This window comes from Nocardioides sp. Iso805N, assembly GCF_000364605.1.
GTDB lineage: Bacteria > Actinomycetota > Actinomycetes > Propionibacteriales > Nocardioidaceae > Nocardioides.
Map to the genome: position 1 here is coordinate 846,344 of NZ_KB822575.1, position 21,014 is coordinate 867,357.

Here is a 21,014-nt window from a genome sequence, read left to right on the forward strand (position 1 = left end):
GATCAGATGTCGAGGAAGCGGACGTCTTTGGCGTTTCGCTGGATGAAGGAGCGGCGTTGCTCGACGTCCTCGCCCATCAGGATCGAGAAGATCTCGTCGGCCTGCGCGGCGTCCTCCAGGGTCACCTGCAACATCAGGCGCTGAGCGGGATCCATCGTGGTCTCCCACAGCTCCTTGGCGTTCATCTCGCCCAGACCCTTGTAGCGCTGCACCGGATTCTCCTTGGGCAGCTTCTTGCCCTGGCCCAGGCCGTCGCGCATCAGCGCATCGCGCTCGGCGTCGGAGTAGACGAACTCGTGCTCGTGCGGCTTGTTCCAGCGCAGGCGGTAGAGCGGCGGCTGGGCCATGTAGACGTAGCCGTCGCGGATCAGGTGCGGCATGAAGCGGAACAGCAGCGTCAGCAGCAGGGTGTTGATGTGGTGGCCGTCGACGTCGGCGTCGGCCATCAGCACGATCTTGTGGTAGCGCAGCTTCTCGACGTTGAACTCGTCGTGTACACCCGTGCCGAGCGCGGAGATGATCGACTGCACCTCCTGGTTGGCCAGGACCTTGTCGATGCGTGCCTTCTCGACGTTGAGGATCTTTCCGCGGATCGGCAGGATCGCCTGGATGCGCGGGTCGCGACCCTGACGTGCCGAGCCACCGGCCGAGTCGCCCTCGACGATGAAGACCTCGCACTCCTCGGGGTTGTTGGACTGGCAGTCCGACAACTTGCCGGGCAGCGAGCCGTTGCCGAGCAGGCCCTTGCGGTTGCGGGCGAGATCGCGGGCCTTGCGGGCGGCGATGCGGGCGGTGGCAGCCGCCATCGACTTGCGGATGATCTCCTTGCCCTCGTTGGGGTTCTGCTCCAACCAGGCGCCGAGCTCGTCGTTGACCACCGACTGCGTGAAGCCCTTGGCCTCGGTGTTGCCGAGCTTGGCCTTGGTCTGTCCCTCGAACTGCGGCTCGCCGATCTTGAGGCTGATGATCGCGGTCAGACCCTCACGGATGTCGTCACCGGTGAGCCTGTCCTCCTTCTTCTTGATCAGGCCCCAGGTCTCGCCCCAGCGGTTGACCAGGCTGGTCAGCGCGGAGCGGAACCCCTCCTCGTGCGTGCCGCCCTCGGGAGTGTTGATCGTGTTCGCGAACGTGTGGACCGACTCGTTGTACGACGAGGTCTGCCACTGCATGGCGACCTCGAGGCTCATCGGGTTGTTGGCGCCGTCGGCGGTCTCTGCCTCGAAGGCGATGATCGGCGAGACCACCGCCTTGCGCCGGTTGAGGTGGTCGACGTAGTCGGCGAGGCCGCGCTCGTACTGGAAGACCTGCTCCAGGCCGCCGGCGGTGCGGTGGATGGCCGCGTCGCCGGTCTCGACCACGTCCGAGCTCTCGTCCTCCTCCACGGCGTCGGCGATCTCCTCGGCCGCCGGGCGGTCGTCGCGCAGCACGATCTTGAGGCCCTTGTTGAGGAACGCCATCTCGCGGAAGCGGGTGGAGATCGTCTCGAGGTTGTAGTCGGTGGTCTCGAAGATCTCGTCGGAGGCAGTCCAGGTGACGGTGGTGCCGGTGCGCTCGCCGTCCTCGAGGGGACGGACCTGGCGCAACGGGTAGTCGGGGACGCCGAGGGAGAAGCCCTGCTCCCACAGGTGGCCGCGGTTCTTGATCTCGAGGTGCAGCTTGGTCGAGAGCGCGTTGACGACGGAGGAGCCCACGCCGTGCAGTCCGCCGGAGACCTTGTAGCCGCCGCCACCGAACTTGCCACCGGCGTGCAGCACCGTCAGCGCCAGCGTCGCCGCGGGCAACTCCTGCCCGGGGGCGGTGTCGGTCGGGATGCCTCGACCGTTGTCGGACACGCTGACCGAGCGGTCGGCGTTGAGCGTTACCACGATCGTGTCGCAGTATCCGGCCAGCGACTCGTCGACAGCGTTGTCGACGATCTCCCAGATCAGGTGGTGCAGACCGCGCTCACCGGTGGAGCCGATGTACATGCCCGGGCGCTTGCGTACCGCCTCCAGGCCCTCGAGCACCTGGATCGCCGAGGCGTCGTACTCGAATCCGTCGGGCGGGGTGGGGGCGGGCGTCGCGGCGCTTGCGTCGGGCTCAGTGGACACGGTCACCTCTAAAGAGTGGGTGCAGGGCATGCAGCGGGTCGACGCAGAGGTCGACCCAAGTCGTCAGTCTACCCGTCAGAGGCCTTGGAGACACGAAGCGCCTGTGGAGACCCGCCGATCGTCGGTGGAAAACGGCTCTGTAGGACGTTTTAAGCCGCTCTGTGGGCTCTAACGGGGCGTCGAATGAGGCCCGGTACGTCCGATGGGGCATCAGGATCGCAGAACAGCGGTTCCGGCGCCCGCCAGCGCGGGGTCAGCCGTAGGTGTCACGCGGGCCTCTGCCACCGCGCACCGAGCGACGACCCTTCTTCCACGTGGGGCCGTTCGGTGCGAGCACTTCGATGATCGTCACCGTGCCGTGGCCGAGCTCCTCGTTGAGGCGCCGTACGAGCGTCGGCGCCAGCAACCGCAGCTGGGTCGCCCAAGCGGTGGAGTCGGTCCGGACGATCAGCTTGCCGTCGGCGAACGACTCCGGCTCGCAGTGCTGGGCGATCTCCTGTCCGACGATCTGGGCCCAGCGACCGAAGACGCCGTGCACCCGCAACGACAGGTCCCAGCCGTGGTCGCCGACCAGCCGGTTGATGGTGGCGTCGAGCGTCTGCGGGTCACGCTCGTCGGGGTGCGCCCCCGAGACCCGACCCTTCTCGTTCGTACGCCGCGAGCGGGTCGAGCGGCGCTTCGCCGGCTTGCCGCCGACCCGGGCGACCGCCCTGGTCAGGGCGCGGGCGAGGTCGAGCCCGTCCGGGTCGTGCTCGGTCGCTTCCCCGGACGAACCGGTGGCCCCTGCCGGCGTGGCGCCCACCGTCTCGTCCGGGGCGCCGGACTCCTCACTGCTCACGGGTCACCTGCCCGCCCGCGACCCGATAGCGAGCGCCCTGCAGCGCCTTCGGCACGTCCTCCGGCACCGCCGCTGTCACCAGCACCTGCTCGGCGCCCGCGACCAGCTCGGCGAGCTGCTCGCGGCGGTCGGCGTCGAGCTCGGCGAAGACGTCGTCGAGCACCAGGATCGGGTCGTCACCGTCGGCGCGCAGCAGGTCGTAGGAGGCGAGTCGCAGCGCGAGCGCGAAGGACCAGGACTCGCCGTGGCTGGCATATCCCTTCACGGGGAGCGGCTCGCCGGCCGCGTGGCCCAGGGTGCAGACCAGGTCGTCACGGTGCGGCCCGACGAGCGAGACGCCGCGGTCGAGCTCGTCCCTCTGCCGACGGGCGAGCTCGGCGAGCAGCACCTTCTCCAGCCCGGGCCCCGTCGAAGGTCGCAGCCCGTTCTCATCGACCAGCTCGAAGCTGGCCTTGTACGCGATCTGGGCATCCTCACGGGTGGCGCCGCGAGCGACGGTCTCGTAGGCCTTGCCGACGTACGGTCGCAGCGCATCGACCAGGGACAGTCGCTCGGCCAGGATCTCAGCCCCGATCCGGGCCAGGTGGTCGTCCCAGACGGCGAGGGTGGAGAGCAGGTAATCCTGGTGACCGCGGCCACCCGAGCGACCGGTCTTGAGCAGCGAGTTGCGCTGCTTGAGCACCCGGTCGTAGTCGGCGCGGACGCCGGCGAGCCTGGGGGAGCGGAGCACCATCAGGTCATCGAGGAAACGGCGCCGCTCGGAGGGGTCCCCCTTGACCAGAGCGAGGTCGTCGGGGGCGAAGACCACGGTCCGGACGAGTCCGACCAGCTCGCGGGTGCGCTGCAGCGGCGACCGGTTGACGCGGGCCTTGTTGGCACGGCCTGGATTGATCTCGATCTCGAGGGTGGCGGTGCGGCCGTCGCGGACCACCGCTGCGCGCACCACCGCCTGGTCGGCACCCGCGCGGACCAGAGGCGCGTCGCCGGCCACCCGGTGCGACTGCAGCCGGGAGAGGTAGTCGATCGCCTCGATGAGGTTGGTCTTGCCCTGGCCGTTGCGGCCCACGAACGCGGTCACGCCGGCCTCGAGTGGCACCTCCGCGCTGGGGTAGGAGCGGAAGTCGTGCAGGGAGAGGTGGGAGACGAACACCCAGCTCCTCCTCCCGCGCGACACCGTCGCAGTGAATCCTAGGCGACCAGACGGGTGGTGCCGGCTACGCGGTGGCGAGGACGACGTCGTGCTCGGCGAACCTCTCGAGCAGCGCCGCCAGGCCCTCGCGCATGTGCCAGTGCACCGCCACCAGGCCCACCTGCCGAGCCGCCTCGACGTTGGGCAGCGTGTCGTCGACGAAGAGCACCTCGCCAGGGGAGGCGCCGATCCGGTCCACCGCGATCTGGAAGTAGGCGGCCTCCGGCTTGGAGACCCCCATCTCCGCGGAGTAGCACGAGACGTCGAAGAGATCGTCATAGCCCAGCTCGGCACGCATGTACGCCGCCCGGCGCAGCGTCTGGTTGGTGCCCAGGTGGACGCCCAGCCCGCTGGCGCGCAACCGGCGCAGCAGCTCGTGGCTCGGCTCCGGAAGCTCGATGCGCTGCCAGACCGTGTCGAAGACGATCTCGGCGTCGGTCGCCGCGCCGTACCGGGCGAGGATCGTGGCCAGGATCTCGAGGATGTCGGCGTCGCCGCGGACGGCAGGCTTCTCGGCCTCGAACATCTCGGTCAACAACGCAGTCGCATGTGCGGATCCGACGAAGCCGACGAACGCGTCCTCCCAGCCGCCCGGCCGGCGCTGCAGCACGCCGTCAGCGTCCAGGAGGACGTGTCGGATGCTCAGGCCTCGGACTCCGAGATCACCGCGTGGCCACCGAATCCGTTGCGCATCGCCGCGATCGCCTTCATGGCCGGGCTGTCGTCCTGCCGGGAGACGAAGCGGGCGAAGAGCGAGGCCGAGATGGCCGGCAGCGGTACGGCGTTGTCGATCGCGGCCTCGACCGTCCAGCGGCCCTCGCCGCTGTCCTCGGCGTACCCGCGGATCTTCTCCAGGTGCTCGTCAGCGCGGATCTGGTCGACCAGCAGGTCGAGCAGCCACGAGCGAACCACCGTGCCGGTGCGCCAGGAGGCGAAGATCTCGGGGACGTTGTCCACGATGTCGACCTTGTCGAGCAGCTCCCAGCCCTCGGCATAGGCCTGCATCATGGCGTACTCGATGCCGTTGTGGACCATCTTGGAGAAGTGCCCGGCACCCGGCGTCTCGCCGCAGTGGACCAGGCCGTCCTCGGTGTGCTCCGGCTTGAGGGCCTCGAACGCCGGCATCACCTTCGCCGCGTCCTCGGTCTTGCCGCCGTACATGAGCGCGTAGCCGTTGCTCAGGCCCCAGACGCCACCGGAGACGCCGCAGTCGACGAAGCCGATGCCCTTCTCCGCCAGTGAGGCCGCGTTGATCGCGTCGTCGGTGTACTTCGAGTTGCCGCCGTCGACGACCAGGTCGCCCTCGTCGAGGAGCCCCTTGAGCTCGGTGATCGTCGAGCGCGTCGGCTCACCGGCGGGGACCATCACCCACACCACCTTGGGCGAGGGCAGCTTCTCGACCATCTCGGCCAGCGAGGCCGCATCCGAGATCTCCTGGTTGCGGTCGTAGCCGACGACCGTGTGACCGGCGTTGCGCAGTCGCGTGCGCATGTTGCCGCCCATCTTGCCCAGTCCAACGAGTCCGATGTCCATGCAGCAGATCCTCTCCAGAAATCAGGAACGTTCCCAATTCAGCAAAGCAGGTCAGGAAAGCAGACGCCTCGGCATCAGCAGGTAGCGGAAGCCGGGGTCGGCTGCATCCTCGGCCGGCTGTCCGCTGATCACGACCGGCTTGGAGGCCTGGGTGAAGGCCAGCTCGACGACTGCCTCGTCGATCGCGCCCAGGCCGTCGAGCAGGAACTGCGGGTTGAAGCCTGTGGTGAGCGACTCGCCGTTGACCGTGGCCTCGATCGACTCCGAAGCCTGCGCCTCATCGCCGGAGCCGGCGTCCAGGGTGATCACGCCGTCGTTGAACTGCATCTGGACGGCGGTGTTGCGCTCGGCGACGAGCGCGACGCGCTTGACCGACTCGATCAGCGAGCCCTTGTCGACCAGCGCAGTCGTCAGGTGCTCGTTCGGGAACAGGCTGCGCACCTTGGGGAACTCGCCGTCGAGCAGTCGCGTCGTCGTACGCCGGATGCCGCCCGCGGCCGCGCCCTCGAAGCCGATGATGCCCTCGCCGGCTCCACCGGAGGAGAGCGCGATCGTGACCTCGGAGCCGCTGGTCAGCGACTTGGCGGTGTCGGCCAGGACCTTGGCAGGGACCAGGGCGGCGACGGTCTCGTCGGGTGTCCGCGGGTTCCACTGCAGCTCGCGCAGCGAGAGCCGGAAGCGGTCGGTGGCGAGCAGCGAGATCGTCGAGCCCTCGATCTCCAGACGTACGCCGGTGAGCACCGGCAGCATGTCGTCCTTGCCGGCGGCTGTCACCGCCTGGACGACGGCGTGCGCGAACTCGGCGCTGTCCACGGTGCCGGTGGCGGTCGGCATGTCCGGCAGCGTCGGGTAGTCCTCGACTGGCATGGTCTGCAGGCTGAACCGAGCCGAACCACAGGTGAGCGAGACGCGCGCGCCGTCGATCACCATCTCGACCGGCTTGGCCGGCAGGCTGCGGCAGATGTCGGCGAGAAGGCGGCCGCTGACCAGCGCCTTGCCCTCGTCGGCGACCTCGGCGCTGAGCGTCGCCCGAGCGGAGGTCTCGTAGTCGAAGGTGGAGAGCACGAGGCCCTCGTGGCCGGCCTCGATGAGGAGCCCTGACAGGACGGGGGTGCTGGGCCGGACCGGAAGGCTGCGGGCAGCCCAGGCGACGGCATCCGCGAATACGTCGCGGTCGACGCGGAACTTCACTTCTGACCTGTCCTCATGAGTCGGCTTTCTGGGATCTGCATCCTGCCACGTCGGGTGTGAGTGCGGCAGTGGCGGGCGGTCTCGGCCGTACCACTTGGTCCTGGCCGGCTCGCGAATCGAGCCATCATCCACAGGTCGAGGGCCGGGAGGAGTTCGACGATCGATCTGCATATATGTAGTTCCGAGTGAGTAATAGCGTCGGTGGAAACTGTGGAGGAATCACGTTTCCGCAGGTGGCGCGGTGCAATCGGCATGCACAGGGGGTGTGGAACTACATGGGGAGGCGCGAGGCTGCCTGTGAGTCGTCGCCGGTTGTCACGGCGTACGACGCGGTCTCCGCGCATCTCACCACTGTGTAATTCATTTGTGCCGACCCGGTTTGTCCACAGGTCGTGGGTGGCCGGGTCGGCACGCGTGCGATCGGTTCAGACGGGTCGAAGAGGTCAGGCGATGGTGAGGGTGACCTCGATGTTGCCGCGGGTCGCGTTGGAGTAGGGGCAGACCTGGTGCGCCTGCTCGACGAGCTGGCGCGCGGTCGCCTCGTCGACGTTGGGCACCGTCACCTCGAGCTGCACGGCGAGATCGAAGCCGCCCTGCTCGTTGGCGTGGAGCGAGACGTCGGCGACCACCTCGGTGTCGGTGGCGTCGGCCTTGGCACGGCCGGCGATGAGCTTGAGCGCCGAGTGGAAGCAAGCGGCGTATCCGGCGGCGAAGAGCTGCTCGGGGTTGGTCGCGCCGCCCGCGCCGCCCATCTCCTTGGGCAGGCGGACATCGAGGTCGAGGATGCCGTCGGTGGACTGGACGTGGCCGTTTCGGCCGTCGCCGGTCGAGGCGACCGAAGCGGTGTAGAGAGGAGTCGTCATGTGCACAAACATATTGTGCGCAATTGAATCATGCAAGAGTTATGCTGGTGCGCATGTCGTACCCACAGCTCCGACTCGACCAGCAGCTCTGCTTCCCGCTCTACGCAGCGGGCCGAGCCGTGACGCGTGTCTATGGGCTGCTGCTGTCCGAGCTGGGGTTGACCTATCCGCAGTACCTGGCACTGCTGGCGCTGTGGGAGCGCACCGAGCCGATGGCTGTCGGTGACCTGGGCTCCGCGCTGAAGCTCGACTCCGGCACTCTGAGCCCGCTGCTCAAGCGGCTCGAGACGGCCGGCCTGGTGCTGCGACGGCGGGATCCTCAGGACGAGCGCCGCGTGCTGGTGGAGCTCACGGACGCCGGCCGCGCGATGGAGGAGCGTGCGGCCCGCGTCCCCACGTCCTTGGGATCGGCGTTGGGGATGACGCAGACGCAGGCCCGCGAGCTGTCCGATCAGCTGTACGAGCTGCTCGACAGCGTGGAGAGCTACCTCTCGGCTCAGGCCTGACGTGCCTGCATCTTCACCCGGTTGGTCAGCTCCGAGACCTGGTTGAAGACCGACCGACGCTCGGCGAGGAGCTGGTTGATCTTGCGCTCGGCGTACATCACCGTGGTGTGGTCGCGACCGCCGAACTGCTGACCGATCTTCGGCAGCGACAGGTCGGTGAGCTCGCGGCACAGGTACATCGCGATCTGACGGGCCATGACGAGGTGTCGGCCGCGCGAGGGGCCGGTCAGCTCGTCGATGCTGAGCCCGAAGTAGGCCGCGGTCTGCGCGATGATCAGCCCGGCGGTGATCTCCGGCTCGCCGCCTTCGGGAATCAGGTCCTTGAGCACGATCTCGGCCAGGGTCATGTCGACCTCCTGGCGGTTGAGGTTGGCGAACGCTGTGACCCGGATCAGGGCGCCCTCGAGCTCACGGATGTTGGTCTGGATCTTGGTGGCGATGAACTCGAGCACGTCCGCCGGCGCCTTGAGCCGCTCCATCGCGGCCTTCTTGCGCAGGATCGCGATCCGGGTCTCCACGTCCGGCGGCTGCACGTCGGTGATCAGGCCCCACTCGAACCGGTTGCGCAGCCGGTCCTCGAGTGCCTCCAGCCGCTTGGGTGCGCGGTCGGAGGTGAGCACGATCTGCTTGTTCGCGTTGTGCAGCGTGTTGAACGTGTGGAAGAACTCCTCCTGGGTCTGGGTCTTGCCCTCCAAGAACTGGATGTCGTCGATCAGGAGCACGTCGATGTCGCGGTACTTCCGCTTGAACCGATCCTGCCGGTCGTCGCGGATCGCGTTGATGAACTCGTTGGTGAACTCCTCGGAGCTGACATAACGCACCTTGGCGCCGTTGTAGAGGCTGCGCACGTAGTGGCCGATCGCGTGCAGCAGGTGCGTCTTGCCCAGGCCCGACTCGCCGTAGACCAGCAGCGGGTTGTAGGCCCGGCCGGGGGCCTCGGCGACGGCAACGGCGGCCGCGTGCGGGAAGCGGTTGGACGAGCCGATGACGAACGTCTCGAAGGTGTACTTCGGGTTGAGTCGGCTCTCGGAGGTGGTGCGCTCGGTCTCGGGCGCCTCGTGGCGCAGCGGCGGTAGCTGGAAGTTCGGCGCCGCCCCGCCGGAGTCCGGCGTGTCGTTGTGGCTCGATCCCCCGAATCGATTTGTCGACAAATCGATGTGTGGCTTAATCGGCGCTACGGGCGCATCGCTGATGGCCGGGGCTGGCGTGGTCGCCTCGAGCGGACGGTCCTCGAGCTCCGGCTTCACGATCGCGGCGATCCGCATCTCCTGGCCGAAGCGCGTGCTGAGGGCGTCCTCGAGCTCGGCGCGGAGTCGCCCCTCGAGCTGGTTGCGGGTGAAATCATTGGGTACGCCGACGAGCACCGTGGTGCCGTGCAGGGCCTCCGGCTGACATGCCGTGAGCCAGGCGCGCTGGTGCGGCTGGAGCTCGGCGACGACGCTCTGCCAGGCCTGACCGAGCTCGTCGTGCTGGCCGTTGTCCGGTGGCGTCTCCACGGTGTCTGCCTTCCCTGTCGGGGCTGTCGTTCGTCGGGGTGCTGGAATCCGTCCACAGCTCTATCCACAAGCTGTGAACCGGTGCCCCATCCTGTGGACAGAGCCGACCGAGACACATCGTCGCGACCGTCCAATGATCTGTTTCGGCAGGTCAGAGAGGTGATCGAAGAAGATCGGCCTTGGATTCAGCCTCTCCCGGACGAGTCCGCCGCGCGATGGCAGGGAACCTCGGTAGGCGCCGAACGTAACCCTGCGGACGACCTAGGGGCAACCCGTCATCCACAGGCATCTGGCACTCTTGTCGAAGTCGCCCCCGACCGGGGTCGCGTGGGTTTGACCCTGCTTCTCGCCAACGCGTACCGTTGGCAGGTCGCTCGACAGTCACGGGACCCACGACGGGCGCCGCATGTCCACGAAGTAGCAGTCGTTCTGCGTGGATGTCCGGTGTCAGCCGATGTGCACCATGGCACCAGGAGACTGGCCGGGGCGATACAGCGCCGGATCCAGAAGCAGCGGAACCATTACCGAAAGAGATTGAGCTCGTGAGCAAGCGTACGTACCAGCCGAACAACCGTCGTCGGGCGAAGACGCACGGCTTCCGCCTGCGCATGCGCACCCGCGCCGGCCGCGCCATCCTGGCGGCTCGCCGTCGCAAGGGTCGCAAGGAACTCGCCGTCTGAGGCCTCAGCCGGCTGTCCCCGCCGTGCTACCCCCGGTACACCGTCTGACCGACCCGGATTCATTCCGGGTCGCGGTGCGTCAGGGGCGCAGAGCCGGATCGTCTCGTCTGGTCGTGCACTTGTGGCAAGGCGACGGGGCGGGTCCGGCTCGTGTCGGTTTCGTGGTCAGCAAGGCTGTAGGCCCTGCGGTGGTCCGCAACCGCGTGAAGCGACGCCTCCGGCATCTCGCCCGGGAGTCCCTTGGGGAGCTCCCGGGCGCTGCTGTGCTCGTGGTGCGGGCGAACCCGGCGGCGGCTGAGGCGACGTACCAGGAACTGGGCGCCGATCTCGACCGTTGTCTCCAGCGGGTGTCATCGTGAAATTCGTTCTCATCGGGTTGCTGCGTCTCTATCGGGCGCTCATCAGCCCCCTCTACGGCCAGGTCTGCCGCTATCACCCGTCGTGCTCGGCCTACGCCCTGGAGGCGGTGCAGCAGCACGGCGCGCTCCGCGGCTCGTGGCTTGCGGTGCGGCGACTCGGTCGCTGCCACCCATGGGCTGCCGGGGGCTACGATCCGGTGCCGGCTCGCAGGCCCGTCCCCTCTTCTTCGCCCCGCACCAGCGCGGGCAACCCGATGCAAGGAGCCTGATCCGTGGGAGCTATCGGCCAGCTGTTCGGCTGGATCGCCACGCCGCTTTACTACGCCATTTCCGGCATTCTGCTGTTCTGGCACAAGCTGGCCACGCTGGTGCTCTCCCCCAGCAACGGCTGGTCCTGGGTGCTGGCGATCGTCGGTCTGACCGTCACCATCCGCGCGCTGCTGATCCCGCTGTTCGTCAAGCAGATCAAGTCCAGCCGCAACATGCAGCTCATCCAGCCGAAGGTGAAGGAGCTGCAGAAGAAGTATGGCCACGACCGTGAGCGTCTCGCCCAGGAGACGATGAAGCTCTACAAGGACACGGGTACCAATCCGTTCGCCTCGTGCCTTCCGCTGCTGATCCAGATGCCGATCTTCCTGTGCCTGTTCCGACTGGTGAACTCGGCCGCCCACGGCGACGCTCGCGGCTTCCTGTCCAGCGATGATGTCGAGCACTTCAGCAACGCCAAGATCTTCGGCGCCCGGCTCGCTGACACGTTCAACGGCACCGATGACACGTCGGTGAAGATCCTCGCGGCGATCCTCGTCGTGTCGATGTGCGCCACCACGTTCCTTACCCAGCGCCAGCTGATGGCCAAGAACATGCCGGCCGACGCGATGCAGGGCCAGTACGCCCAGCAGCAGAAGATGCTGCTCTACGTCCTCCCCTTTGTCTTCGCCATCTCCGGCATCGCCTTCCCGATCGCCGCGATGCTCTACTGGACGACCTCGAACCTATGGACGATGGGCCAGCAGTTCTACGTCATCCGCAACAGCCCCGCTCCCGGTACGCCCGCGGAGAAGGCCAAGCAGGAGCGCGACCGGGAGAAAGCGGCCCGTAAGGCGGCCCGCCACGGTGGCACGCTGGCCTCTGTCGAGTCCGTCGAGCAGCACGCTGAGGCTGCTCCGGACGACACCGACCGTCCTGCTGCGCGTGCGCAGCCGAAGAAGCAGACCCGTAGCCAGCGCAAGGGCAAGCGCTGACCGACCCCCGAGAAGGGATCATGGAGTGACCGAGGAGACCAAGGTGGCCTTGTCTGAGGCCGACCGGATCAAACTGCTCGAGCGAGAAGGCGACGTTGCCGCCGACTACCTCGAGGAACTGCTCGACATCGCGGATCTCGATGGCGACCTGGACATGGACGTCGAAGGCGACCGCGCCGCTGTCTCGATCGTCGGCGCCGACCTGGCGCAGCTGATCGGACAGCATGGCGAGGTGCTGGACGCGCTTCAGGAGCTCACCCGTCTGGCTGTCTACCGAGACACCGGCGAGCGCTCGCGGTTGATGCTCGACGTGTCTGGCTTCCGGGCCAACCGTCGTTCGACGTTGGTGGCTCTGGCCGCGGAGACGGTGACGAAGGTCCGTGAGTCTGGCGAGTCGGTCTCGTTGAAGCCGATGTCGCCGTTCGAGCGCAAGGTCGTTCACGACGCTGTTGCGGCTGCCGGCCTGACCTCTGAGTCCGAGGGCATCGAGCCTCGTCGGTACGTCGTGGTGCTCCCGGCCTGATCCGATGAGTGATGTTTCACGTGAAACACCCTCCGTGCCTGCGGTGGCACGGAGGGTGTTTCGTCTTGACCGACTCCCCCTCGCCGAGGCCTACGCGCAGTTCCTGGCGACTGCTGGTGTCGAGCGCGGCCTGATCGGACCACGGGAGGCCCCGCGACTCTGGGACCGGCACCTGCTCAATTGCGCCGTCCTGGCGGACCTGCTCCCCGACGAGGCGGAGGTCGCCGATATCGGATCGGGCGCCGGCCTCCCCGGTCTCGTGCTCGCGATCCAGCGGCCGGATCTGCGGATCACGCTGATCGAGCCGCTGTTGCGGCGAACAACCTTCCTCAGTGAAGTGGTCGACGAGCTGTCGCTGGAGAACGTCGAGGTGGTGCGGGGTCGAGCGGATGCGCTCCACGGCGGGCGAACGTTCGACGTGGTCACGTCTCGTGCGGTCGCTCCGCTCGGCCGGTTGCTGGAGTGGTCGATGCCCCTCGTGGCCGCCGAGGGTGAGCTGGTTGCGATGAAGGGATCGTCGATCGCGGAGGAGATCGAGGAGGCCCGCCCCGTGCTGCGGCGATTCGGGTGCGCGGAGCCGACGGTGTCCGTCCTCGGCGCGGGCCTGCTGGAGTCCACAACGCTCGCCCTCCGAGTGGCCTGGGCCGATCCCGCGAAGGTATCTTGGCCGTCTGTGCCCGCAGCGACACCACGTCGCGACGGCGGGAAGAATGCTCGATCGAAGCGAAGGAAGAACACGTGACCGAGGGCCTTACGGACCAGGACGGGCAGACCTCGCCGGCAGCGGCCGAAGAGTTTTCCACCGGTTCAGGGGATGCCTCTGAGCGTGACTATCCACAGGAAGGCGCTGTTCCTCCACAGGATGGGTCGTCGGATGTTTCACGTGAAACAGCCACCGGGGGCTTCCGTGTGCGTACCGCTGCGGACCTCGCCGACTTCGCCCAGGTGATCGCTGACGACGAGACTCCCCTGGCGCGCGCTACCGAGAACACACTGCTAGCGCGCTCGAAGTCACAGATGCGTCCGCCGATGCCGCGCCCGTCCGCGACCCGCGTGATGGTGGTCGCGAACCAGAAGGGTGGCGTCGGGAAGACCACGTCGACGGTGAACCTAGCCGCCGGACTGGCGCAGCTCGGCCAGCGCGTCCTCGTGGTCGACCTCGACCCCCAGGGCAACGCATCGACGGCGCTTTCGGTCGATCACTTCCAGGGCACGCTCGGTACCTACGAGCTCTTGGTGGATGACACCGCACTCAACGAGGTGGTGCGACCCTGCCCGGAGATCCCCCTCCTCGACGTCGTCCCTGCCACCATCGACCTGGCGGGCGCTGAGATCGAGCTCGTCAGCGTCGTGGCCCGAGAGGGTCGGCTCAAGAAAGCGCTGCTCGGCAGCGGTCGCGTCGGAGACAGTTCTTTGGGGGAGGACCGCTGGGACTACGTGCTCATCGATTGCCCGCCCTCGCTCGGACTGCTGACCCTGAACGCGCTTGTCGCCGGCGCCGAGCTCCTCATCCCGATCCAGGCCGAGTACTACGCCTTGGAGGGCCTGGGACAGCTCCTCAAGACGGTCGACATGGTCCGTGCGCACCTCAATCCGGACCTCGCGGTCTCCACCATCCTCATCACCATGTACGACGCCCGTACGCGGCTGGCGGCCGGCGTCGCGGACGAGGTCCGCGGCCACTTCGGTGACCAGGTGCTGCGCACCTACATCCCGCGCTCCGTTCGGGTCTCCGAAGCGCCGTCGTACGGGCAGACCGTGATGACCTACGACCCGGGCTCTCCGGGCGCACTGAGCTACCTCGAAGCTGCTCGTGAGATCGCTCGGAAGGGGATGGAAGCGTGAGCAAGCCGGCGCCGAAGCGAGGACTGGGTCGCGGATTGGGCTCTCTGATCCCGACGATGCCCGCTGAGTCGACTGATCCGACTCAGCGCAACCATGACGTCCGGGATGCGGACTTTCCCGCAGGAGCCACGAACAGCGGATTGGCGGGCCAGGGGCCCACTGAGGCCGCGAGAGCCCGTCAGATCGAAGATTCGGCTCTGAGGCCGGTCGAAGGGGCCTACTTCGCCGAGCTGCCACTTACGTTCATCCGGCCCAACCACGTCCAGCCTCGTCAGGTCTTCGACGAGGAGGCGATGGACGAGTTGGTGCACTCGGTCAAGGAAATCGGCCTCCTGCAGCCCATCGTCGTCCGTCGGACGGGCGACGAGGAGTACGAGCTGGTCATGGGCGAGCGGCGTTGGCGGGCCAGCCAGCGCGCCGGCCTGGCCACGATCCCCGCGATCGTGCGCGAGACCGACGACACCGACATGCTCCGTGACGCACTCCTGGAGAACCTGCACCGCTCCCAGCTGAATCCCCTGGAGGAGGCGGCCGCCTACCAGCAGCTGCTCGAAGACTTCGGCTGCACCCACGAGGAGCTGGCGACCCGGATCGGTCGCTCGCGCCCGCAGATCAGCAACACGCTGCGCCTGCTGCGGCTCTCGCCGGCTGTCCAGCGCCGCGTCGCCGCCGGCGTACTGTCCGCGGGACACGCTCGCTCATTGCTCGGCGTCGACGACGCCGCGACCCAGGACCAGCTTGCCCAGCGCGTCGTCGCCGAGGGGATCAGCGTGCGTGCCCTGGAGGAGATCGTCGCGCTGCGTGACATCGACGGCGCGCAGCAGCCGAAGCGTCGCTCGGCGAGGCTGAAGGGTCCGACGCCCGATCTCAACGACTTCGCGGACCGCCTGGCCGACCGGTTCGAGACCAGCGTGAAGGTGGACATGGGTCAGGCCAAGGGCAAGATCACCGTCGAGTTCGCGACATTCGAAGACCTACAGCGCATCGTCGACATCATGGATCCGCGGAATCGTAACGATAGAGCGATCTAGCGATAAAGGTATATGTCGACATATCGTCAGCAACCGAGGACATAGTGGGCGACTTCGGTTCTGTCAGACCGATTTTGAGCGCCACGGCGTGAAGCAGAACGGCCCGGATCCAGCAGGATCCGGGCCGTTTCGCGTCTCTGAGAAGCGCCTACTGCGTGTCGGTGCTCGGGTATTCGGCGCTCGGGGCCAACCGACCACCGATCGTGTCGATGGCACCGAAGGTCTGACGCAGCTCCATCTCCTCCTCGATCACACCGGCAAGGCGCCGTACGCCCTCCCGGATGCGCTCGGGTGTGGGGTAGCAGTAGGAGAGGCGCATCGACGAGGAGCCGAAGCCGTCGGCGAAGAACGCCGTACCGGGGACGTAGGCGACACGCGCTGTGACCGCGCGCGGCAGCATCGCCTTGGCGTTGACACCGGGCGGCAGGGTGAGCCACACGTAGAAGCCACCGGAGGGCACGTTCCAGTGGCAACCCGCAGGCATCATGTCCTCGAGCGCGCTGACCATGGCGTCGCGACGCTCGCGATACATCTCGCGGAACTGCTTGATCTGACCCTGCCAGTCGTGGCTGGCCAAGTAGGCGGAGATCGCCATCTGACTGAACTGCGGGGGGCACAGCGTGGCGCTCTCCTGCGCTAGCACCAGCTTCTCGCGCACCGTGTGCGGAGCCAGCGCCCAGCCCACCCGGAAGCCCGGCGCGAAGGTCTTGGAGAACGAGCCCAGGTAGATGATGTTGTCGTTCGACATCGAGCGCATCGCCGGCAGCGGCTCGCCGTCGAAGCCGAGCAGACCGTAGGGGTTGTCCTCGAGGATGAGGATGTTCTCCTCGGCACAGATCTCGACGATCTCGCGGCGGCGCTCGACCGAGAGGGTCACGCCTGCGGGGTTGTGGAAGTTGGGGATCGTGTAGAGGAACTTGATCGTCTTGCCGGCGGCCCTGACCGAGGCGATCGCAGCGCGCAGCGCGTCGGGCCGCAGGCCGTCGGCGTCCATCTCCGCGTGCACGACGTCGCACTGGTAGGACTTGAAGACCCCGAGAGCTCCGACGTAGGAGGGTGCCTCGCAGATGATGACGTCGCCCGGGTCGCAGAAGATGCGGGTCACCAGGTCAACGGCCTGTTGTGAGCCGACCGTGACGACGACATCGTCCGGGTGGGCCTCGATGCCCTCGAGGCGCATCACGTCGGTGATCTGCTCGCGCAGCTCGGGGATGCCCTGTCCGGAGCCGTACTGCATGGCGACGGTGCCGTGCTCGCGGACCACGCCGTCGATGGCGCCGGCGACGACATCGAGGGGAAGACCGGAGATGTTCGGCATGCCGCCGGCGAGGGAGACCACCTCGGGGCGGGATGCGACCGCGAAGAGAGCGCGGATCTCGGACTGGGTCATCCCGGCCGTGCGCGCGGCATAGCGGTCGACGTAGGGATCGAGGCGATTGCTGCTGCGCGTGGTGGGGGAAGTGTCCATGATCGTTCTAGCATGAAGGATGTCACACGTTGGCGCATCACCGCTTCCCTCCCCGGAGTGAGATGTCACGCAAGATCGTCCCCTTGACACTGGACCGACTGGCCGATCTGGCTGCGCCGTGCCGGACCTGCCTGTTCTGGGAGCTCGATCCCGTACGTCGCAACCGGGTGCCGCCTGCCGAGTCGACGGAGGCCAAGGAGACCTGGCTCAGCGAGGTGCTCCGGGAGTGGGGCTCGTGCGGTCGGGTCGCGGTTGTCGACGACCGTCCGGTGGGGTTCATCGTCTACGTGCCGGCGGCGTTCGCGCCGGGCGCGGAGGCATTCCCGACGGCGCCGGTCTCGCCGGATGCGGTGCTGCTGACGACCGTCTGGCTCGACCCGCAGTACGCCGGAGGCGGGCTCGGCCGGATGCTCGTCCAGGCGATGGCCAGCGACCTCCTCCGGCGCGGGGGGATCAAGGCGGTGGAGGCGTTCGGCGACGTCGGCGCGATGAGCGCGATCGCGCACGGATCGCGGTGCGCGGCGCCAGCGGAGTTCCTGGCGCACGTCGGCTTCAAGACGCACCGAGCCCACGCCACCGCGCCACGCCTGCGGATGGAGCTGACCAGCGCCGTGACCTGGCGCGATGAGGTGGAGGCAGCGCTGGAGAAGGTGCTCGGCGCCGTACGGCCTCATCATCAGCCGCATCCGCGACCGGTGCCGCGTGCCGGTGCGCACTTCGGTCGGACGGATCACCCGTAGACGCAGCGAGGCCCGCACCGAAGTGCGGGCCTCGCTGGTTGCCTGAGCTGCTCAGGCCGTGCTTTCTCAGCCCAGGAAGGGCTGGAGCTCGGCGAGCAGAGCAGCCTTGGGCTTTGCGCCGACGATCGACTTCACGACCTCGCCGCCCTGGTAGACGTTGAGCGTCGGGATGCCGGTCACGCGGTAGTTCGACGGGGTCACCGGGTTCTCGTCGACGTTCATCTTGACGAACGTGACCTTGTCGCTGTGCTGGCCGGCGATCTCGTCGAGGATCGGCGCGACCTGGCGGCACGGACCGCACCACTCCGCCCAGAAGTCGACCAGAACGGGCTTGTCGGACTTGAGGACCTTGGCGTCGAACTCGGCGTCGGTCACGGCGGTGATGTTGTCAGCCATGCGGGCTCACCCTTCGTTGTGGTGTGTGGCGAAGTCTGTATCAGTGGAACAGGGACGGCGCCGGTTCTGTTCCCGGCGGCCGCGGCGTCAGGAGCCGGCCTGGGCCAGCTCGGTCAGGATCTCGGCGTCGCTCTCGGCCTCCGCCTGCTTGGCCGCGGAGACCTCGTGACCCTGCTCCGCGAGGAACCGCTCAGCGTCCAGTGCGGCAGAGCAGCCGGAGCCGGCGGCCGTGATCGCCTGGCGGTAGACGTGGTCGACCAGGTCGCCACAGGCGAACACGCCGGCGAGGTTGGTCGCCGTCGAGCCGCCGCCGGCGCGGGCGGTCAGCACGTAGCCCTCACCGTCGAGCTCGACCTGACCCTTGACGACCTCCGAGCGCGGGTCGTGGCCGATCGCGATGAACAGACCGGTGGCCGGGAGCTCGCGGGTGTCGCCCGTGACCGTGTCGCGCAGCGTCAGCGACTCGAGCCGCTCGGCGCCGTTGATCGACTCGACCACGGAGTTCCACTCGATCTCGAGCTTCGGGTCGTTGAACGCACGCTCCTGCATGATCTTCGAGGCGCGCAGCTCGTCGCGACGCACGATCAGCGAGACCTTCGAGCCGAATCGGGTCAGGAAGGTCGCCTCTTCGATCGCGGAGTCGCCACCGCCGACCACGGCGATGTGCTGCTCACGGAAGAAGAAGCCGTCGCAGGTCGCGCACCACGAGACGCCCTTGCCGGAGAGCTGCTCCTCGTTGTCGAGGCCGAGCTTGCGGTAGCCCGAGCCCATCGCCAGGATCACCGAGCGTGCGTAGTGGGTCTCGGTGGCGGTCTTGACAACCTTGATCTCACCCGACAGGTCGACCTCGACCACGTCGTCCGGGATCAGCTCGGCGCCGAAGCGCTCGGCCTGGGCACGCATGTTCTCCATCAGCTCCGGGCCCATGATGCCGTCGCGGAAGCCGGGGAAGTTCTCCACCTCGGTGGTGTTCATCAGCGCGCCACCGGCCGTCACCGAACCCTCGAAGACGAGCGGCTCGAGGCTGGCGCGGGCGGTGTAGACCGCGGCCGTGTAGCCGGCGGGCCCGGAACCGATGACGATGACGTTGCGGGGCTCGGTCAAGGACGAGCTGGGCATGGACTGACTCCCTGGGTTGGTGACGCTGAGAGAACCGATCGTAGGCGAGAAAGATTCCCTGTCCGTACGGCGGCCGGACGCGCGACTCGACCGGGACGAGGTCGGGCTGTCACCGCCGCGTACCGGTGACCGTGACGTCGGCCACCTCGCCACGGTAGCCGCCCGATACCTTCGGTAGCGAGGTCAGCCAGACGACGAGGTAGCGGCCCTTGGCACCCTTGAGGTCGACCCGTTGACCGGCATGGGTCACTGTCGCGGTGGCGGCGCGCTGGAGTCCGGTCACGCCCGCCGGCTTGGTGTCCGAGACGTAGAGCGAGACACCGGTCGGGCTGCCGTTCATGGTGACCCTGATCGAGTCGATCGCGTAGACGTCCTTCAGGTCGAGGACCAGGCCGACACCGCTCTTGAGCGCCGGCGGCTTCGGACCGAGCTGGGCGGTGTACGTGCTGGTGTGCCAGGCGGTCGACGGCTTGCCGTCCACGGCGTACTTGGTGTCGGCGGGGTCCTCGCTCGGTGGGTCCCCGAGCGGATCGAAGTCGGTCGCGGTGACGCCGCTGATCGCCTTCGCGGTGGTGGAGGTCGGGGAGGCGCTCTGCGAGGGCGTCGTCGTGCCGCCGTTGCCGCCGTTGCCGGAGTAGTCCCGTACGGCGAGCACCGCGGCGACCACCAGGATGAGCACGACCAGGCCGATCGCCAGCGGCAGCCAGCGGCGTCGACGAGGCGGCACCCGATCCTCGCCCCAGGGCCAGTAGTCCTCCGGCGCGGGCGCTGGCAGGGGTGCCGGCGCACCGGACCGAACGGCGGTCGACTGAGGCGTGTCGGCCACCGTCTCGTCCGGGGCGCGGGGGACTCGGGGCTCATCGGCGAACAACGGCTTCGCCGCCGGCGGCTCGAGCGGCGGTGGCGGCGGTGCAGGTGTCGTCCGGGGCAGATGCCAGGAGGAGTCGTCCTCGAAGGACGGCAGCGAGGCCTGGGTGGGTACGTCGGTGTGGCCACTGCGCGCAGCGGTGTCGCCCATGCCGCCCGCGGTATCGGCGGGCTCGGGAGCGCTGTTCTCCGCCGGCAGGCGCAGTGCCGTGGTGATCATCGGACCACCGTTGCGCGCCGGCGGCTGCTCCGCGGGGAGGCCGACGACGTCCGAGGGATCGCCGAGGTAGGCCATCAGGCGCTCGTACAGGTAGGGAGCGTCGAGGATCGGGCCCTCGTGCCGTCCGCGGGCGGACGGATTGAGCGCCGATTCGCAGAGGTCGTCGAGCGCCTTGGGCACGCCCGCGCGCACCTGGCGTGGACGCATCGGATGGCCACCGACCTTCGGCGTCGACGGGACCGCCGACTCCTGCACGCCGGACCAGGTGCCGGTGAGGCAGGCCGCCAGGATCGCGGCCAGGGCAGCGTCGTCGTCCGCCGGCGTACCGGCTGGCATCCCGTAGAGGGCCGCCTCGACGGCGAACCCGATGATCCGCACCGACCCGCCTTCGTCGATCAGGACCTTCTCGGGGTTGAGCCGGCCGTGTGCGTGGCCGAGCCGATGCGCCCTGCCCAGCGCTGCCGCCACCTCGGCGGTGATCCAGGCCGAGCGGCGCGGCGACAGCGGTCCCGAGCGGGCGAGCAGGATGTCGAGCGAGGTTCCGCGACCCCACTCGTTGACGACGTAGGAGATACCGTCGCGCGTCTCCGCGTCCAGGACCCGCAGCAGCCGCGGGTCCAGGATCGAGGCGGAGGCCCGCGCGGCGCTCATCAAGGCCGGCGCTCGAGGGTCGTCCGCGTCGATCACGTGGACGGCCACGGGCCGGCCCAGCACGCTGTCGTGCGCGAGCCAGAACCGGCCGTGGGCCGTCTCGCTGAGCAGGTCGGCCAGCCGGTAGCGCCCCGCGAGGACGTCACCTGGCCGATGCACTGTCATGAA

General features: G+C 68.1%; 22 protein-coding genes. 10 read left to right on the forward strand and 12 right to left on the reverse strand.

All coding sequences use genetic code 11. From position 1 onward, the window contains the following. Positions 1–2: 2 nt before the first annotated feature. From gyrB to H036_RS0104020, 7 genes are all read right to left on the reverse strand, one after another. Positions 3–2,120, reverse strand: coding sequence for a DNA topoisomerase (ATP-hydrolyzing) subunit B (gene gyrB, locus H036_RS0103990; protein WP_081615422.1), 2,118 nt, complete (start codon positions 2,118–2,120; stop codon positions 3–5). A gap of 223 nt (positions 2,121–2,343) precedes the next feature. Continuing rightward, on the reverse strand, positions 2,344–2,928 hold the full coding sequence (locus tag H036_RS0103995) for a DUF721 domain-containing protein (RefSeq protein ID WP_017933486.1): 585 nt from the start codon (positions 2,926–2,928) through the stop codon (positions 2,344–2,346). Continuing rightward, the gene (gene recF, locus H036_RS0104000; protein WP_017933487.1) at positions 2,918–4,078 is read right to left on the reverse strand and encodes a DNA replication/repair protein RecF; all 1,161 of its coding nucleotides are present in this window, start codon (positions 4,076–4,078) and stop codon (positions 2,918–2,920) included. The genes H036_RS0103995 and recF overlap by 11 nt, the downstream gene beginning before the upstream one ends. A gap of 64 nt (positions 4,079–4,142) precedes the next feature. Then, the gene (locus tag H036_RS0104005) at positions 4,143–4,799 is read right to left on the reverse strand and encodes an HAD family hydrolase (protein ID WP_332308781.1); all 657 of its coding nucleotides are present in this window, start codon (positions 4,797–4,799) and stop codon (positions 4,143–4,145) included. Next, on the reverse strand, positions 4,760–5,650 hold the full coding sequence (gnd, locus tag H036_RS0104010) for a phosphogluconate dehydrogenase (NAD(+)-dependent, decarboxylating) (RefSeq protein ID WP_017933489.1): 891 nt from the start codon (positions 5,648–5,650) through the stop codon (positions 4,760–4,762). Before gnd ends, H036_RS0104005 begins: the two co-directional genes overlap by 40 nt. Before the next feature lie 51 nt (positions 5,651–5,701). Further along, on the reverse strand, positions 5,702–6,841 hold the full coding sequence (gene dnaN / locus H036_RS0104015; protein ID WP_017933490.1) for a DNA polymerase III subunit beta: 1,140 nt from the start codon (positions 6,839–6,841) through the stop codon (positions 5,702–5,704). A gap of 443 nt (positions 6,842–7,284) precedes the next feature. Beyond that, on the reverse strand, positions 7,285–7,704 hold the full coding sequence (locus H036_RS0104020; protein ID WP_017933491.1) for an organic hydroperoxide resistance protein: 420 nt from the start codon (positions 7,702–7,704) through the stop codon (positions 7,285–7,287). A 53-nt stretch (positions 7,705–7,757) separates the two neighbouring features. On the opposite strand from H036_RS0104020, the gene H036_RS0104025 reads away from it, so the two are divergent. Further along, positions 7,758–8,210 (forward strand): MarR family winged helix-turn-helix transcriptional regulator, encoded by a 453-nt coding sequence (locus tag H036_RS0104025; RefSeq protein WP_269745902.1) that lies wholly within the window; start codon positions 7,758–7,760, stop codon positions 8,208–8,210. Here the strand turns inward: H036_RS0104025 and dnaA are convergent. Further along, positions 8,201–9,706, reverse strand: coding sequence for a chromosomal replication initiator protein DnaA (gene dnaA / locus H036_RS0104030; protein ID WP_017933493.1), 1,506 nt, complete (start codon positions 9,704–9,706; stop codon positions 8,201–8,203). The two genes, H036_RS0104025 and dnaA, sit on opposite strands and share 10 nt — an antisense overlap. A 542-nt stretch (positions 9,707–10,248) precedes the next feature. On the opposite strand from dnaA, the gene rpmH reads away from it, so the two are divergent. The 8 genes from rpmH (at position 10,249) to H036_RS0104060 (ending at position 15,385) form a co-directional block, all read left to right on the forward strand. Continuing rightward, positions 10,249–10,386 carry a 50S ribosomal protein L34 gene (gene rpmH, locus H036_RS0104035; RefSeq protein WP_017933494.1) on the forward strand — a complete coding sequence of 46 codons (138 nt, stop codon included), beginning with the start codon at positions 10,249–10,251 and terminating at the stop codon, positions 10,384–10,386. Positions 10,387–10,409: 23 nt separating this feature from the next. Further along, positions 10,410–10,745: a ribonuclease P protein component gene (gene rnpA / locus H036_RS24795; RefSeq protein WP_081615423.1), complete on the forward strand. Its 336-nt coding sequence runs from the start codon at positions 10,410–10,412 to the stop codon at positions 10,743–10,745. Further along, on the forward strand, positions 10,742–11,014 hold the full coding sequence (gene yidD, locus H036_RS24800) for a membrane protein insertion efficiency factor YidD (RefSeq protein ID WP_081615424.1): 273 nt from the start codon (positions 10,742–10,744) through the stop codon (positions 11,012–11,014). The genes rnpA and yidD overlap by 4 nt, the downstream gene beginning before the upstream one ends. A gap of 3 nt (positions 11,015–11,017) precedes the next feature. After that, entirely contained in the window at positions 11,018–11,986 is a 969-nt protein-coding gene (gene yidC, locus H036_RS0104040) for a membrane protein insertase YidC (protein ID WP_017933495.1), read from the forward strand. Positions 11,987–12,029: 43 nt separating this feature from the next. Further along, entirely contained in the window at positions 12,030–12,509 is a 480-nt protein-coding gene (locus H036_RS0104045) for a Jag family protein (RefSeq protein ID WP_198289880.1), read from the forward strand. A 55-nt stretch (positions 12,510–12,564) separates the two neighbouring features. Continuing rightward, positions 12,565–13,251, forward strand: a complete 687-nt coding sequence (gene rsmG / locus H036_RS0104050) for a 16S rRNA (guanine(527)-N(7))-methyltransferase RsmG (protein ID WP_017933497.1) — start codon at positions 12,565–12,567, stop codon at positions 13,249–13,251. Between the two features lie 167 nt (positions 13,252–13,418). Further along, on the forward strand, positions 13,419–14,354 hold the full coding sequence (locus tag H036_RS0104055) for a ParA family protein (RefSeq protein ID WP_017933498.1): 936 nt from the start codon (positions 13,419–13,421) through the stop codon (positions 14,352–14,354). 56 nt (positions 14,355–14,410) lie between these two features. After that, positions 14,411–15,385: a ParB/RepB/Spo0J family partition protein gene (locus tag H036_RS0104060; RefSeq protein WP_081615425.1), complete on the forward strand. Its 975-nt coding sequence runs from the start codon at positions 14,411–14,413 to the stop codon at positions 15,383–15,385. Between the two features lie 148 nt (positions 15,386–15,533). Here H036_RS0104060 and H036_RS0104065 read toward each other — a convergent pair whose 3' ends face one another. Further along, positions 15,534–16,853, reverse strand: coding sequence for an aminotransferase-like domain-containing protein (locus H036_RS0104065; protein WP_017933500.1), 1,320 nt, complete (start codon positions 16,851–16,853; stop codon positions 15,534–15,536). Positions 16,854–16,936: 83 nt separating this feature from the next. Between H036_RS0104065 and H036_RS0104070 the strand changes: the two genes are divergently transcribed. Continuing rightward, the gene (locus tag H036_RS0104070; RefSeq protein ID WP_232421792.1) at positions 16,937–17,593 is read left to right on the forward strand and encodes a GNAT family N-acetyltransferase; all 657 of its coding nucleotides are present in this window, start codon (positions 16,937–16,939) and stop codon (positions 17,591–17,593) included. A 66-nt stretch (positions 17,594–17,659) separates the two neighbouring features. Here H036_RS0104070 and trxA read toward each other — a convergent pair whose 3' ends face one another. From trxA to H036_RS24210, 3 genes are all read right to left on the reverse strand, one after another. Then, positions 17,660–17,989 carry a thioredoxin gene (gene trxA / locus H036_RS0104075; protein ID WP_017933502.1) on the reverse strand — a complete coding sequence of 110 codons (330 nt, stop codon included), beginning with the start codon at positions 17,987–17,989 and terminating at the stop codon, positions 17,660–17,662. Positions 17,990–18,076: 87 nt separating this feature from the next. Continuing rightward, positions 18,077–19,108 carry a thioredoxin-disulfide reductase gene (gene trxB / locus H036_RS0104080; RefSeq protein WP_017933503.1) on the reverse strand — a complete coding sequence of 344 codons (1,032 nt, stop codon included), beginning with the start codon at positions 19,106–19,108 and terminating at the stop codon, positions 18,077–18,079. Between the two features lie 109 nt (positions 19,109–19,217). Beyond that, a complete protein-coding gene (locus H036_RS24210) occupies positions 19,218–21,011 on the reverse strand; it encodes a protein kinase family protein (RefSeq protein ID WP_157416984.1) in 1,794 nt (597 codons plus the stop codon). Between the last annotated feature and the right edge of the window lie 3 nt (positions 21,012–21,014).

Excerpts from the sequence above, each read along its gene's own strand:
- gyrB (WP_081615422.1), bottom strand. The coding sequence starts at position 2,120 with ATGCCCTGCACCCACTCTTTAGAGGTGACCGTGTCCACTGAGCCCGAC.
- gnd (WP_017933489.1), bottom strand. The coding sequence starts at position 5,650 with ATGGACATCGGACTCGTTGGACTGGGCAAGATGGGCGGCAACATGCGC.
- H036_RS0104020 (WP_017933491.1), bottom strand. The coding sequence starts at position 7,704 with ATGACGACTCCTCTCTACACCGCTTCGGTCGCCTCGACCGGCGACGGC.
- H036_RS0104025 (WP_269745902.1), top strand. The coding sequence starts at position 7,758 with ATGTCGTACCCACAGCTCCGACTCGACCAGCAGCTCTGCTTCCCGCTC.
- H036_RS0104060 (WP_081615425.1), top strand. The coding sequence starts at position 14,411 with ATGCCCGCTGAGTCGACTGATCCGACTCAGCGCAACCATGACGTCCGG.
- H036_RS0104065 (WP_017933500.1), bottom strand. The coding sequence starts at position 16,853 with ATGGACACTTCCCCCACCACGCGCAGCAGCAATCGCCTCGATCCCTAC.
- trxA (WP_017933502.1), bottom strand. The coding sequence starts at position 17,989 with ATGGCTGACAACATCACCGCCGTGACCGACGCCGAGTTCGACGCCAAG.
- trxB (WP_017933503.1), bottom strand. The coding sequence starts at position 19,108 with ATGCCCAGCTCGTCCTTGACCGAGCCCCGCAACGTCATCGTCATCGGT.
- H036_RS24210 (WP_157416984.1), bottom strand. The coding sequence starts at position 21,011 with ATGACAGTGCATCGGCCAGGTGACGTCCTCGCGGGGCGCTACCGGCTG.